12 protein-coding genes are annotated in these 13,863 nt (G+C 55.9%); 7 read left to right on the top strand and 5 right to left on the bottom strand.

The genetic code is table 11. The features are described from left to right. Positions 1–3: 3 nt before the first annotated feature. The 7 genes from fkpB (at position 4) to folA (ending at position 9,385) form a co-directional block, all read left to right on the top strand. Entirely contained in the window at positions 4–474 is a 471-nt protein-coding gene (gene fkpB / locus LZU96_RS17105; protein WP_233985335.1) for an FKBP-type peptidyl-prolyl cis-trans isomerase, read from the top strand. Continuing rightward, a complete protein-coding gene (ispH, locus tag LZU96_RS17100; protein ID WP_233985334.1) occupies positions 455–1,408 on the top strand; it encodes a 4-hydroxy-3-methylbut-2-enyl diphosphate reductase in 954 nt (317 codons plus the stop codon). Before fkpB ends, ispH begins: the two co-directional genes overlap by 20 nt. Positions 1,409–1,621: 213 nt before the next feature. After that, positions 1,622–2,437, top strand: coding sequence for a 4-hydroxy-tetrahydrodipicolinate reductase (gene dapB, locus LZU96_RS17095; RefSeq protein WP_233985333.1), 816 nt, complete (start codon positions 1,622–1,624; stop codon positions 2,435–2,437). A 468-nt stretch (positions 2,438–2,905) separates the two neighbouring features. Next, positions 2,906–4,054, top strand: coding sequence for a glutamine-hydrolyzing carbamoyl-phosphate synthase small subunit (gene carA / locus LZU96_RS17090; RefSeq protein ID WP_233985332.1), 1,149 nt, complete (start codon positions 2,906–2,908; stop codon positions 4,052–4,054). A 13-nt stretch (positions 4,055–4,067) separates the two neighbouring features. Further along, positions 4,068–7,295 carry a carbamoyl-phosphate synthase large subunit gene (gene carB, locus LZU96_RS17085; protein WP_094119235.1) on the top strand — a complete coding sequence of 1,076 codons (3,228 nt, stop codon included), beginning with the start codon at positions 4,068–4,070 and terminating at the stop codon, positions 7,293–7,295. Positions 7,296–7,533: 238 nt separating this feature from the next. After that, positions 7,534–8,667 carry a porin gene (locus LZU96_RS17080; RefSeq protein ID WP_409520462.1) on the top strand — a complete coding sequence of 378 codons (1,134 nt, stop codon included), beginning with the start codon at positions 7,534–7,536 and terminating at the stop codon, positions 8,665–8,667. A gap of 235 nt (positions 8,668–8,902) precedes the next feature. Beyond that, complete coding sequence (gene folA / locus LZU96_RS17075; protein WP_233985330.1) at positions 8,903–9,385, top strand: type 3 dihydrofolate reductase; 483 nt, start codon at positions 8,903–8,905, stop codon at positions 9,383–9,385. Between the two features lie 54 nt (positions 9,386–9,439). On the opposite strand, the gene apaH is transcribed toward folA, so the two are convergent. Genes apaH through surA form a run of 5 tightly spaced genes read right to left on the bottom strand, consistent with a single transcriptional unit; the run spans position 9,440 to position 13,825 of the window. Continuing rightward, positions 9,440–10,297 carry a bis(5'-nucleosyl)-tetraphosphatase (symmetrical) ApaH gene (gene apaH / locus LZU96_RS17070; protein WP_233985329.1) on the bottom strand — a complete coding sequence of 286 codons (858 nt, stop codon included), beginning with the start codon at positions 10,295–10,297 and terminating at the stop codon, positions 9,440–9,442. Between the two features lie 55 nt (positions 10,298–10,352). Then, complete coding sequence (gene apaG, locus LZU96_RS17065; RefSeq protein WP_094119240.1) at positions 10,353–10,730, bottom strand: Co2+/Mg2+ efflux protein ApaG; 378 nt, start codon at positions 10,728–10,730, stop codon at positions 10,353–10,355. Between the two features lie 3 nt (positions 10,731–10,733). Further along, entirely contained in the window at positions 10,734–11,555 is an 822-nt protein-coding gene (gene rsmA, locus LZU96_RS17060) for a 16S rRNA (adenine(1518)-N(6)/adenine(1519)-N(6))-dimethyltransferase RsmA (RefSeq protein ID WP_094119241.1), read from the bottom strand. Beyond that, a complete protein-coding gene (gene pdxA / locus LZU96_RS17055; protein WP_233985328.1) occupies positions 11,548–12,540 on the bottom strand; it encodes a 4-hydroxythreonine-4-phosphate dehydrogenase PdxA in 993 nt (330 codons plus the stop codon). The genes rsmA and pdxA overlap by 8 nt, the downstream gene beginning before the upstream one ends. Further along, positions 12,530–13,825, bottom strand: a complete 1,296-nt coding sequence (gene surA, locus LZU96_RS17050; RefSeq protein WP_233985327.1) for a peptidylprolyl isomerase SurA — start codon at positions 13,823–13,825, stop codon at positions 12,530–12,532. The genes pdxA and surA overlap by 11 nt, the downstream gene beginning before the upstream one ends. Between the last annotated feature and the right edge of the window lie 38 nt (positions 13,826–13,863).

The following is a 13,863-nucleotide window of genomic DNA, read 5'->3' as shown; positions in this document are numbered from 1 at the left end:
GTGATGAGTGAGTCTGTACAGCGCGACAGCGCGGTGTTGGTGCATTTTACGCTGAAGCTGGAAGACGGCTCGACGGCGGAATCGACCCGTGCAAACGGCAAGCCGGCGCTGTTTCGTCTGGGCGATGGCAGCCTGTCGGCCGCGCTGGAACAGGCGCTGCTGGGGCTGAAGGCGGGTGAAACTAAACAGTTCACCCTGGCGCCCGAAGAGGCGTTTGGCAGCGTCAGTCCTGATCTGATCCAGTATTTCTCCCGTCGTGATTTTATCGACGCGGGAGAACCTGAAGTGGGTGCCATTATGCTGTTCACCGGCATGGGCGGCAGTGAAATGCCAGGGGTGATCCGTGAAGTCTCAGGTGATTCCATCACCGTCGATTTCAACCATCCGCTGGCAGGTCATCGTGTTCAGTTTGATATCGAGGTGCTGGAGATTGATCCGGCACTGGAGGCGAACGATGCAAATCCTGTTGGCTAATCCGCGCGGTTTCTGCGCTGGCGTAGATCGGGCAATCAGTATTGTCGAGCGTGCGCTGGAGATGTACGGCGCGCCGATCTATGTGCGTCATGAAGTGGTGCACAACCGCTACGTGGTCAACAGTCTGCGCGAACGCGGCGCCATCTTCATTGAAGAGATCAGTGAAGTGCCGGATGACGCGATTCTGATCTTCTCTGCGCACGGTGTCTCTCAGGCGGTGCGTGCAGAAGCGAAGGCGCGCAATCTCACCATGCTGTTTGATGCTACCTGTCCGCTGGTGACCAAAGTACATATGGAAGTGGCGCGCGCCAGCCGTAAGGGCGTGGAAGCGATTCTGATTGGTCACGCCGGGCACCCGGAAGTGGAAGGCACCATGGGGCAGTACAACAACCCCAAAGGTGGTATGTATCTGGTCGAGTCGCCGGAAGATGTGTTTAAGCTGACGGTGAAAGACGAGAACAATCTCAGCTTCATGACGCAGACCACGCTGTCGGTGGATGATACCTCTGACATCATTGATGCGCTGCGTCAGCGCTTCCCGGCAATCATCGGGCCGCGTAAAGATGACATCTGCTACGCCACCACCAACCGGCAGGAAGCGGTGCGTACCCTGGCTAAAGATGCGGATGTGGTGCTGGTGGTAGGCTCGAAGAACTCTTCTAACTCTAACCGTCTGGCAGAACTGGCGCAGCGTGCCGGTAAACTGGCGAAGCTGATTGACTCTGCCGATGATATTCAGGAAGAGTGGGTCAAAGGTGTTGACTGCATCGGCGTGACCGCAGGTGCATCAGCGCCCGATATTCTGGTGCAGCAGGTGATCCAGCGCTTGCGTGACCTGGGCGGCGAAGCGGCGATTGAGCTGATTGGTCGTGAAGAGAATATCGTCTTTGAAGTGCCGAAAGAACTGCGGGTTGATGTGCGTAACGTGCAGTAAGTGACTGATTGTGATTTAAAATAAAGGCCGACTCTGTTCGGCCTTTTTTGTTTTTCTCTCTCGCCAATGCGCTGCCATGATTGCTTTTACTGATAATCGCGCGCGGCTGGCATAAAATTCTTATTATCCCTGATTAATAGTGGCGTGCCTGTTAACTCGTGGTTAACCTGATGACGCTTTGGATGCATAGTTTTGTTTTAGGAATGAATAAATATGAAGAATATCCGCATTGCCATTGTCGGCGCACCGGGCCGTATGGGCCGTCATCTGATCCAGGCGACGCAGCAGGCGGACGGGGTAGAACTGGGTGCCGCGCTGGCGCGTCCGGGCTCTTCTCTGATCGGCAGCGACGCCGGTGAGATGGCCGGTATTGGCAAAAACGGCATTATTATCGCTGACGACTTAGGCGCCGTGATCGATGACTTCGATGTGCTGATCGACTTTACCCGCCCGGAAGGCACGCTGGATTACCTGGCTGTCTGTCGTGAGCAGGGGAAAGCGATGGTGATTGGCACCACCGGTTTTGATGAAGCCGGTAAAGCAGCGATCCGTGCCGCCGCAGAAGAGATCGCCATTGTATTCGCCGCTAACTTCAGCGTGGGCGTGAACCTGGTGCTGAAGCTACTGGAGAAGGCGGCCAAAGTAATGGGCGACTATGCGGATATCGAAATTATTGAAGCTCACCATCGTCATAAAGTGGATGCGCCGTCTGGCACCGCGCTGGCGATGGGGGAAGCGATTGCCGATGCCATGCAGTGGAAACTGGATGAGCATGCGGTCTATAGCCGTGAAGGCCATACCGGTGAGCGCCAGCCACAGACCATCGGCTTCGCGACGGTGCGGGCGGGGGATATCGTGGGTGAGCACACGGCGATGTTTGCTGATATTGGCGAGCGGGTAGAGATTACCCACAAGGCTTCAACCCGTATGACCTTTGCAAATGGTGCTGTTAAGGCGGCATCCTGGCTGAAAGACAAAAAATCTGGCCTGTTCGATATGCGTGATGTGCTGGATTTATCGATGTTGTGAGTGTTGTGAACCATCGTGATGTGGTTGTTTCAATCGGTAATTACTTGATTGAAAGGGGGCAATGTTTTCATTGCCCTTAATTTTATCAAAAACAGGCGTTTCGATGTCATAATGCCTCGTAAAATCCATTTTTAATCTTTATCATTGATTTTCTGCTCTTAAAATTGCTATTTTTGACCATTTGGTCAAAAATAATCGCCGCTACGTCACGGTTTCGATTTTTTGCTGTCTGGCAAACGATTATTCCACCGAGTTTTCCTCTCTTTTTACCGCTCATGCCCGTTTTACCACTCAGAAGGCAGATAATAGTGAAAAAATACCGGCTCAGGGTAGACAAGCACCAGGTCGATCATTAGAATGCGCGCAATTTGCCAAAAATCGACAATTCAGGCGGTTTTTGCATTGATTCAGGCCACTATTTTGAATTAATATGCAGATATTGTGACTGTTTATTCCCTGGAGGATGTTTTGATTAAGTCAGCGCTCTTGGTTCTGGAAGACGGAACCCAATTCCACGGTCGGGCCATCGGGGCAACAGGGTCGGCAGTGGGGGAAGTCGTTTTCAATACCTCAATGACCGGTTATCAAGAAATCCTCACTGATCCTTCCTATTCCCGCCAAATCGTCACTCTCACTTATCCTCATATCGGCAATGTCGGTGCCAATGCCGCCGACGAAGAATCCAGTCAGATTCATGCTCAGGGCCTGGTTATTCGTGATCTGCCGCTGATCGCCAGCAACTTCCGTAGCGAAGAGGGCTTATCTGCCTACCTGCAGCGCAATAACATTGTGGCGATTGCCGATATTGATACCCGTAAGCTGACGCGCTTACTGCGTGAGAAAGGGGCACAGAACGGCTGCATCATTGCCGGTGACAACCCGGATGCTGCGCTGGCGCTGCAAAAAGCCCAGGCGTTTCCGGGTCTGAAAGGAATGGATCTGGCGAAAGAAGTCTGCACAGCGGAAACCTATAGCTGGCAGCAGGGCAGCTGGCAGCTGGAAGGAGGACTGCCAGAGCAGGCCTCAGCGGAAGCGCTGCCTTACCATGTGGTCGCTTATGACTACGGTGCCAAGCGTAACATCCTGCGGATGCTGGTGGACCGCGGCTGTCGCCTGACGGTCGTTCCGGCACAGACACCGGCCGAAGAAGTGCTGAAGCTGAACCCGGATGGCATTTTCCTCTCCAACGGTCCGGGCGACCCGGAACCCTGTGACTATGCCATCAGCGCCATTCAGGCCTTCCTGAAAACCGATATTCCGCTGTTTGGTATCTGCCTCGGCCACCAGTTACTGGCGCTGGCCAGCGGAGCGAAAACCGTCAAGATGAAGCTGGGCCACCACGGCGGCAACCATCCGGTGAAAGATCTGGATAACAACCGCGTGATGATTACGGCGCAGAACCACGGTTTTGCGGTGGATGAAACCGATCTGCCGGCGAACCTGCGCGTGACGCACATTTCGCTGTTTGACCAGACCGTGCAGGGGATTCACCGCACGGACAAGCCCGCGTTCAGCTTCCAGGGTCACCCTGAAGCGAGTCCGGGACCGGGCGATGCCGCACCGCTGTTTGACCACTTTATTGAATTGATTGACGCATTCCGTTCGAAAGCGAAGTAATCAGGAGCTAATCATGCCAAAACGTACAGACATAAAATCCATCCTGATTCTTGGCGCCGGTCCGATTGTGATCGGCCAGGCCTGCGAATTTGACTATTCCGGTGCGCAGGCGTGTAAAGCGCTGCGTGAAGAGGGTTACCGCGTCATTCTGGTCAACTCCAACCCGGCGACCATTATGACTGACCCGGAAATGGCCGATGCGACCTACATTGAGCCGATTCACTGGGAAGTAGTACGTAAAATCATCGAAAAAGAGCGCCCGGATGCGGTCCTGCCGACCATGGGCGGCCAGACAGCGCTGAACTGTGCGCTGGAGCTGGAACGTCAGGGCGTGCTGGCGGAATTTGGCGTCACCATGATTGGTGCCACTGCCGATGCGATTGATAAGGCTGAAGACCGTCGCCGTTTCGACGTGGCGATGAAAAGTATCGGGCTGGATACCGCCCGCTCTGGCATCGCGCACAATATGGAAGAAGCGCTGGCGGTGGCTGAAGATGTCGGTTTCCCCTGCATCATCCGTCCTTCATTCACCATGGGCGGCACCGGCGGCGGTATCGCCTATAACCGCGAAGAGTTTGAAGAGATTTGCGAACGCGGTCTCGACCTCTCTCCGACCAACGAGCTGCTGATTGATGAGTCGCTGATTGGCTGGAAAGAGTATGAGATGGAAGTGGTGCGTGATAAGAACGACAACTGCATCATCGTCTGCTCAATCGAAAACTTCGATGCGATGGGTATTCACACCGGTGACTCGATCACCGTCGCACCTGCCCAGACGCTGACCGATAAAGAGTACCAGATCATGCGTAACGCCTCGCTGGCGGTGCTGCGTGAAATCGGTGTCGAAACCGGTGGCTCCAACGTGCAGTTCTCGGTCAACCCGAAAAACGGTCGACTGATTGTGATCGAGATGAACCCACGCGTCTCGCGCTCCTCCGCGCTGGCGTCCAAAGCCACCGGCTTCCCGATTGCTAAAGTGGCAGCCAAACTGGCGGTCGGCTTTACCCTCGATGAGTTGATGAACGACATCACCGGCGGCTTAACGCCAGCCTCGTTCGAGCCCTCGATTGACTACGTGGTGACCAAGATCCCACGCTTCAACTTTGAAAAATTTGCCGGTGCCAACGATCGCCTGACCACCCAGATGAAATCGGTGGGTGAAGTGATGGCGATTGGCCGCACCTTCCAGGAATCGATGCAGAAAGCGCTGCGCGGGCTGGAAGTCGGAGCTAATGGCTTCGACCCGAAAGTTCACCTCGACGATCCGGAAGCGCTGACCCGCATCCGTCGCGAACTGAAAGATGCCGGTTCTGACCGCATCTGGTACATCGCGGATGCGTTCCGTGCCGGCATGTCCGTGGATGGCGTCTTCAACCTGACCAACATCGACCGCTGGTTCCTGGTGCAGATTGAAGAGCTGGTGCGGCTGGAAGAGCAGGTAGCGCGTGAAGGGGTTAACAGCCTCGACTATACGTTCCTGCGCGCCCTGAAGCGTAAAGGCTTTGCCGATGCACGACTGGCGACGCTGGCTGGTGTGGCTGAAAGCGAGATTCGTAAGCTGCGTCAGCAGTTTAACCTGCACCCGGTCTACAAGCGCGTGGATACCTGCGCCGCAGAGTTCGCCACCGATACCGCTTACATGTACTCCACTTATGAAGAAGAGTGCGAAGCGAATCCGAATCAGGATCGCGAAAAGATTATGGTGCTGGGCGGCGGACCCAACCGTATCGGCCAGGGCATTGAGTTCGATTACTGCTGCGTGCACGCGGCGCTGGCGCTGCGTGAAGATGGTTACGAGACCATTATGGTCAACTGTAACCCGGAAACCGTTTCGACCGACTACGACACCTCTGATCGCCTCTACTTCGAACCGGTCACGCTGGAAGATGTGCTGGAGATTGTGCGCATCGAGCAGCCGAAGGGCGTTATCGTCCAGTATGGCGGTCAGACCCCGCTGAAACTGGCGCGCGCGCTGGAAGCCGCTGGCGTACCGGTTATCGGAACCAGCCCGGACTCGATTGACCGTGCTGAAGACCGTGAGCGTTTCCAGCAGGCTGTCGATCGCCTGAACCTCAAGCAGCCGGCGAATGCCACAGTGGCGACGCTGGAGCAGGCGGTGGAAAAAGCCGCCGGACTGGGTTATCCGCTGGTGGTGCGTCCTTCCTATGTGCTGGGTGGACGCGCGATGGAGATCGTCTATGACGAAATCGACCTCAAGCGCTACTTCCAGACGGCGGTCTCGGTTTCAAACGATGCGCCGGTACTGCTCGACCGCTTCCTTGATGATGCGGTAGAAGTGGATGTCGATGCGATTTGCGACGGTGAGCGGGTGCTGATTGGCGGCATCATGGAACACATTGAGCAGGCTGGCGTGCACTCCGGTGACTCCGCCTGTTCCCTGCCGGCCTACACCCTGAATCAGGAGATTCAGAATGTGATGCGTCAGCAGGTTGAGAAGCTGGCGTTTGAGCTCAACGTGCGTGGCTTAATGAACGTGCAGTTCGCAGTGAAAGACAATGAAGTCTATCTGATTGAGGTCAACCCTCGCGCCGCGCGTACCGTGCCGTTCGTCTCCAAGGCGACCGGTGTGCCATTGGCGAAAGTGGCAGCGCGCGTGATGGCTGGCAAAACCCTGGCCGAGCAGGGCGTCACCGAAGAGGTGATTCCGCCTTACTATTCGGTGAAAGAGGTGGTGCTGCCGTTCAACAAGTTCCAGGGTGTCGACCCGATCCTGGGCCCGGAAATGCGCTCCACCGGTGAGGTGATGGGTGTGGGCCGGACCTTCGCTGAAGCCTTTGCCAAAGCGATGCTCGGTGCGCAGAGCAACATGAAGAAATCAGGCCGTGCGCTGTTGTCGGTGCGTGAAGGCGATAAGAAACGTATCGTCGACCTCGCCGCTAAACTGCAGAAGTTTGGTTTCGAACTGGATGCGACCCACGGTACGGCGGTAGTGCTGGGTGAAGCCGGCATCAATCCGCGGCTGGTCAACAAGGTGCATGAAGGGCGTCCGCACATTCAGGATCGTCTGAAGAATGGCGAGTACACCTACATCGTCAATACCACCGCAGGCCGTCAGGCAATTGAAGATTCCAAGCTGATTCGCCGCAGCGCACTGCAGTATAAAGTGCACTACGACACCACGCTGAACGGCGGTTTCGCCACGGCGATGGCGCTGAATGCCGATCCGACGGAACAGGTTATTTCGGTGCAGGAAATGCACGCACAAATCAAAGCGAAATAATGGTGATAACGGCTCCTGCGGGAGCCGTTTTTTTTGGCTTTTATTGGTACTGAAATGCTCGTGATAAGCAGACGCATTTGAATTAAAGTTACTGATTTGGCTTAGTTTTTTAGCTTTCGGTGCGAATAAAGTCGTTTCGCACGTTTTTATAATTGAAACGCTTCCTGTACAAATCTTTCATCAGTACTATGCCTGCCGCTTATTACCAGAGCGGATTCAGGACAAAAATAAAATGAAAATGCGTACTTTTTCTCTGAGTGCAGTGGCTGCACTAATGGCAATGCTCCCTTTCGCCAGCCAGGCGGAAATCACCCTGTTAAAACAGGACCCGCAGGCGGGCGATCCGCTTAGCCGTCTGAACTTTGCCGTGGGCGGCAGTATTCGTGCCCAGGTCAACCACCAGACCGGCGTCAATGATAAATCCTACAAGCGTGACGGCTTTGATGGCGGCACCCGTTTCCGTTTCGGTGCTGACTACTACCTGTTTGATGATGTCAGCTGGATCAGCTACTACGAGCTGGGCGTCAACGTGCCGGCGGTATTCGACTGGGATCGTCACTACGCGGATGGTGCCAATAACACCACCCGTCGCCAGCTCTATACCGGTCTGAAAAGCAAAACCTGGGGTCAGCTGACCTTTGGCCAGCAGAACAGTGTCTATTACGACGTAGTGGGCGCCAAAACCGATATCTGGGATTACGACATGATCGGCCAGGCACCTGGCAACGGCATCAATGGCGACTACGACGGATCTTACCGCTCGCGTAAGCAGCTGAAGTATAAAAACACCTTCGGCGACGTCGATCTCTATGCCTCCTACCTGTTTGACGATAACGAATATCTGCCAGGCAACGGCCTGCGCTACAAACGTAAAGGCGGCGGTTCGCTGGGTCTGGATTATCACATCACTGACGATCTGACCTGGGGCACGGCGTGGAACTATACCCATGCGGCGATGCGTAACCCGGATAACGGCGACAGCAAAGATTATGACCAGAACATTCTGGGTACTGCGCTGAGCTGGACGCCAGGCAACTGGACCCTTTCGGCGGGCGGTGGCTGGTATCAGAACTTCATGACCACCAAACGCAAAGATGTGCACGATTACTTTGCTGACGACGCCTGGGGCATTGAATACTTTGCCGGTTATAAAGTTCCGGTGGCGCAGTACGGTCTGAAAGCGGTGCAGCCTTATGTCATGGGCGATCGTATCGAGTACGCTAACGGTCGTAATTACCAGCGTATCGATAACGGCCTGGGCGTTACGCTGTTCCTCGACTACGGCTTCCGCGTCGATTACGAACATGTCTTTACCTCCAGCACTGATAACCTCGGTGATATGAATCTGGTGCGTCTGCGCTACGACTTCTGATTATCCTGGCGGCTCCTGCGGGAGCCGTTTTTATCTCTTCCTCTCCCTTTTGTACCAGCCTGAGCCGGATCTCTGGCGAGCTGTGGTCAACTGCTGCCAATGTGCGGTGAAAAACTCTGCATCAGCGCGAAAACGCGGTGGCTAAACAGCTTTACGCAAATAGACCTTTCCCGCTATCGACGAAAGTTTCGCCTTTACGTATGATGGCGCCAATTTTTTCCAGTGAGTGGTTAACATGATTAGTCTTATCGCGGCATTAGCAGCAGATCGCATTATTGGTATGGAGAACGCCATGCCGTGGGACCTGCCTGCAGATTTGGCGTGGTTTAAGCGCAACACGCTGAAAAAGCCGGTTATTATGGGGCGGCTGACCTTTGAATCGATTGGTCGTCCGTTGCCGGGCCGTCTGAACATCGTGGTCAGCAGCAAGCCGGGCAGCACGGAAGGCGTTACCTGGGTCACCTCGCTGGAGGCGGCGTTAGAGGCTGCAGGTGAGGCGGAAGAGGTGATGGTGATTGGTGGCGGCCGGATTTATGAGCAGATGCTGCCGCGCGCTGACCGTCTCTATCTGACCCATATTGATGCGGAAGTGGAAGGCGACACTCAGTTCCCGGACTATGAGCCCGATGAGTGGCAATCGACCTTCAGCGAGTTTCATGACGCGGATGCGCAGAACTCACACAGCTACTGTTTTGAGATCCTCGATCGCCGCCGTTAAGCCCGCGCGCAATAAAAAACGCCCTGAATTTTCAGGGCGTTTTTGTTTGTCTGATCAACCTGCGGATTGTTGCGTAATGACTTCATCCGGCAGCGGTTGCTGGCGATTGGAAGGCTGCACATAGTAGCGCTGACTTTCCCAGTGCAGCAGGGTCAGCGTGCCGCCCCAGCAGCAGCCCGTATCCAGACCAATAATCCCTGCAGGCGTGCCTTTGCCTTCCAGCGAAGCCCAGTGACCGAACACAATGGTGTAGTCGCGTGCTACCGGTCCCTCAATGTTGAACCAGGGCTTTAACGGCGGCAGCGCCGACTCCGGCGCATCCTTACAGATCATATCCAGCTGACCATTCGGGAAGCAGTAACGCATGCGGGTCAGGGCATTGGTACTGAAGCGCAGGCGGGCCAGTCCGGTGAGCTCTTCGCTCCAGTTGTTCGGCATGTCGCCATACATCGCATCCAGGAACAGCGGATAGCTGTCACTGGCGAGCACCGACTCTACTTCACGCGCACACTTTTTCGCGGTTTCGATATCCCACTGTGGCGTAATACCGGCATGACCCATCACCAGCTTGTGCTCTTCATCGACCTGTAACAGCGGCTGCCGACGCAGCCAGTTAATCAGCTCGTCGGCGTCGTCTGCTTCCAGTAGCGGTGTCAGACGATCTTTAGGCTTATTACGGCTGATGCCGGCATAGACAGCCAGCAGATGGAGATCGTGATTACCCAGAACCAGCCGCACCGCGTCACCCAGCGATTTAACGTAGCGCAGGACTTCAAGCGAGCCGGGGCCGCGTGCCACCAGGTCGCCGGTCAGCCACAGCGTATCCTGCTGAGGATCGAAATCGACCTGCTGCAGCAGCGCACGTAATTCGTCGTAGCACCCGTGAACGTCACCAATCAGGTATGTGCTCATAGACTTTTATCCAGTATGAAAATTTGCCCGACGACGCGGGCAACAGGCGTGTAAATCAATGAATGTGAGTCTGAATTGCGAGGCGGAAAACCGGGATCTCAACGTGAAAGGTTTCACCCTGCTCGTCGACCATCACGTAGTGTCCCTGCATGGTGCCCATCGGTGTTTCAATCACGGCACCACTGGTGTATTGAAATTCATTACCGGCGGCGATGTGCGGCTGTTCACCCACCACGCCTTCGCCCTGAACTTCAGTTTCCCGGCCGTTACCGTTGGTAATCAGCCAGTAACGTCCCAGCAGTTGCACCGATGAACGGCCGAGGTTGCGAATGGTAATGGTATAGGCGAAGACGTAACGTTCGTCATCCGGTGAGGATTGCGAAGCAACGTACTGGCTTTGCACATGAACCGAGACGCGGGCCGTTTCACTCATCACTTACTCCTGCGATTTTCCCTGATGGTCCGCCAGCCAGTTTGCCAGCTGACAATATTGCGCAACCGAGACGTTCTCGGCCCGCAGGGTTGGATCAATCGACAACGCTTCCAGCGCTCCGGCCGCGACCATATGGCTCAGGCTGTTGCGCAGGGTTTTACGACGCTGACCAAAGGCTTCAGTGGTCACGCGGCTCAGGATACGCACGTCGCTGACCGGATGCGGCGGCTCGGCAAACGGCACCAGACGTACCACGGCAGAGTCCACTTTCGGCGGCGGGGTGAAGGAGTGCGGTGGCACTTCCAGCACCGGGATCACCTGGCAGTAATATTGCGCCATCACCGTCAGACGGCCATACGCTTTGCTGCCCGGACCGGCCACCAGACGGTTGACCACCTCTTTCTGCAGCATGAAGTGCATGTCTTTGATCGAACCAGTATAGCTGAAAAGGTGAAACATCAGCGGGGTCGAAATATTGTACGGCAGGTTACCAAACACACGCAGCGGCTGGCCTCTTTCCTGCGCCAGCGCGGCGAAGTCGAAGGTCATGGCATCCTGCTGGAAAATGGTCAGCTTCGGTCCGAGGAACGGATGGGTTTGCAGGCGCGCAGCGAGATCGCGGTCCAGTTCCACCACCGTTAAGCTGTCGAGGCGTTCGCCCACCGGCTCGGTTAAGGCACCCAGGCCAGGACCGATCTCCACCAGCGCTTCATCGCGCTGCGGATGGATAGCGGAGACAATGCTGTCGATAATGTACTGATCGTTCAGGAAGTTCTGCCCGAAACGTTTACGGGCGTAGTGCCCCTGATGGACGCGATTATTCATTACTGCTCTTGATCATAGTGATGGCGAGGTTAAGCGCCGTGATGAAGCTGCCCGGTTCAGCCTGGCCCAGCCCGGCAAGTTCAAGCGCGGTACCGTGGTCAACTGAAGTCCGGATAAAGGGCAGGCCAAGGGTAATATTTACCGCCCGGCCAAACCCCTGAAATTTTAGCACCGGCAGGCCCTGGTCGTGATACATCGCCAGCACCGCATCGGCATATTGCAGATATTTGGGCTGGAACAGCGTATCCGCCGGCAGCGGGCCGGTGAGCTGAATGCCCTGCTGACGCAGTTCGTTCAATGCCGGGATTATAACGTCGATCTCTTCGCGACCCATGTGGCCGCTTTCACCCGCATGCGGGTTAAGGCCGCAGACGTAAATGTGCGGCTCGGCGATGGCGAATTTCTGCTGCAGGTCGTGATGCAGAATGGTAATGACTTCGTGCAGGCACTCCCGCGTGACCGCGTCGGAGACCGCTTTCAGCGGCAGATGGGTGGTGGCCAGCGCAACGCGTAACTCTTCTGTCGCCAGCATCATCACTACCCGATGGCCACCGGCGCGATCGGCAAAGAACTCGGTATGACCGGTGAAGGCGATACCGGCATCGTTGATCACGCCTTTGTGTACCGGGCCGGTGATCAGAGCGGCAAATTCACCGCTCAGACAACCGTCACAGGCGCGCGCCAGCGTGGACAACACATAGTCGCTGTTGGCCACGCAAAGCTCACCAGGCGATACTGGCTGTGCGGTTTCAATCGGCAGGATGGTCAGCGTACCCGCCTGCTGCGGCTGTGCCGCCACGCCAGGCTGGTAATTCCGCAGCGTCAGCGGCAGACCGAGCTGCGCCGCACGCTGTTGCAATAAAGCCGGTGAGGCGCACACCACCAGTTCAACCGGCCAGTTTTGCTGGGCCAGTTGCACCGTCAAATCGGGACCAATCCCGGCAGGTTCGCCGGGCGTGATCACCACACGGGCATTACTGCGCATTGCCATCCAGAATCTTCACGTAGGCACTGGCGCGTTGTTCCTGCATCCAGGTCTGTGCTTCTTCTGCAAACTTGCGGTTGAACAGCATACGGTAAGCACGCTCTTTCTGGGCCGCATCGGTTTTATCCACCTGACGGGTATCCAGCAGCTGAATTAAATGCCAGCCGAAAGAGGAGTGAACCGGCTGGCTGGTCTGGCCTTTTTGCAGGCGCAGCAGCGCATCACGGAACGCCGGATCAAAGGCTTCCGGTGAGGTCCAGCCGAGATCGCCGCCCTGGTTGGCCGAGCCGGGATCGTCAGAGAACTTTTTAGCGGCGGCCGCGAAGGTGGTTTTTCCGCTGCGGATATCGGCGGCAATCTGCTCTAACTGAGCACGCGCCTGATCGTCAGTGAGAATCGGCGACGGCTTCAGCAGAATGTGACGCGAATGCACTTCGGTCACCGAGACATTTTTGCTCTCACCGCGCAGATCGTTCACCTTCAGAATGTGGAAACCGACACCGGAACGAACCGGACCGACGATATCGCCTTTTTTCGCGGTTGCCAGCGCCTGTGCAAACAGCGTTGGTAACTCTTCAATTTTGCCCCAGCCCATGTTGCCGCCTTTCAGCGCCTGCGAGTCAGCTGAGTAGGTGACCGCCATTTTGCCGAAGTCAGCGCCGTTTTTCAGTTCACCCACCAGCTGTTTCGCCAGGGTTTCCTGCTCATCGACCTGCTGTTGGGTCGGGTTTTCTGGCAGCGGCAGCAGGATGTGGCTGACGTTCAGCTCGGTGCCCTGGCTGTTCTGAGAGCCGATCTGGGTGGCAAGCGTATCCACTTCCTGCGGCAGAATGGTGACGCGACGGCGCACTTCGTTATTACGCACTTCCGCAATCAACATCTCTTTACGGATCTGCGAACGGTAAGTGCCGTAGTTCATGCCGTCGTAAGCCAGGCGGCTACGCAGCTGATCGAGGCTCATGCGGTTCTGCGCAGCGATGTTCTGAATCGCCTGATCCAGCTGCTGGTCGCTGATCTCAACGCCCGCTTTTTCGCCCATCTGCAGAATAATGTTATCCATGATCTGACGTTCCAGAATCTGGTGGCGCAACGTTTTGTCATCTGGCAACTGCTGACCTGCCTGCTGGGCCTGAGATTTGACGGTGCTCATCATTCCGTCAACGTCGCTCTCAAGCACCACGCCGTTATTGACCACGGCTGCAACTTTATCAACCACTTGTGGTGCTGCGAACGCGGTGTTGGCACTGATCGCCACACCAAGAATCAGCATTCTCCAGTTCTTCATACTTTATCCATTGTTGGTTCCGCACTGCGGGATTGCCT

It is taken from the genome of Pantoea agglomerans (genome assembly GCF_021397715.1).
Taxonomy (GTDB): Bacteria; Pseudomonadota; Gammaproteobacteria; order Enterobacterales; family Enterobacteriaceae; genus Pantoea; species Pantoea astica.
This window is presented reverse-complemented; position numbering and strand designations above follow the sequence as displayed.

Bases quoted from the DNA above. Each gene is read 5' to 3' on its own strand.
- folA (WP_233985330.1), top strand. From the start codon at position 8,903: ATGATTAGTCTTATCGCGGCATTAGCAGCAGATCGCATTATTGGTATG.
- carB (WP_094119235.1), top strand. From the start codon at position 4,068: ATGCCAAAACGTACAGACATAAAATCCATCCTGATTCTTGGCGCCGGT.
- apaH (WP_233985329.1), bottom strand. From the start codon at position 10,297: ATGAGCACATACCTGATTGGTGACGTTCACGGGTGCTACGACGAATTA.
- pdxA (WP_233985328.1), bottom strand. From the start codon at position 12,540: ATGCGCAGTAATGCCCGTGTGGTGATCACGCCCGGCGAACCTGCCGGG.
- surA (WP_233985327.1), bottom strand. From the start codon at position 13,825: ATGAAGAACTGGAGAATGCTGATTCTTGGTGTGGCGATCAGTGCCAAC.
- fkpB (WP_233985335.1), top strand. From the start codon at position 4: ATGAGTGAGTCTGTACAGCGCGACAGCGCGGTGTTGGTGCATTTTACG.
- ispH (WP_233985334.1), top strand. From the start codon at position 455: ATGCAAATCCTGTTGGCTAATCCGCGCGGTTTCTGCGCTGGCGTAGAT.
- LZU96_RS17080 (WP_409520462.1), top strand. From the start codon at position 7,534: ATGCGTACTTTTTCTCTGAGTGCAGTGGCTGCACTAATGGCAATGCTC.
- dapB (WP_233985333.1), top strand. From the start codon at position 1,622: ATGAAGAATATCCGCATTGCCATTGTCGGCGCACCGGGCCGTATGGGC.
- rsmA (WP_094119241.1), bottom strand. From the start codon at position 11,555: ATGAATAATCGCGTCCATCAGGGGCACTACGCCCGTAAACGTTTCGGG.
- apaG (WP_094119240.1), bottom strand. From the start codon at position 10,730: ATGAGTGAAACGGCCCGCGTCTCGGTTCATGTGCAAAGCCAGTACGTT.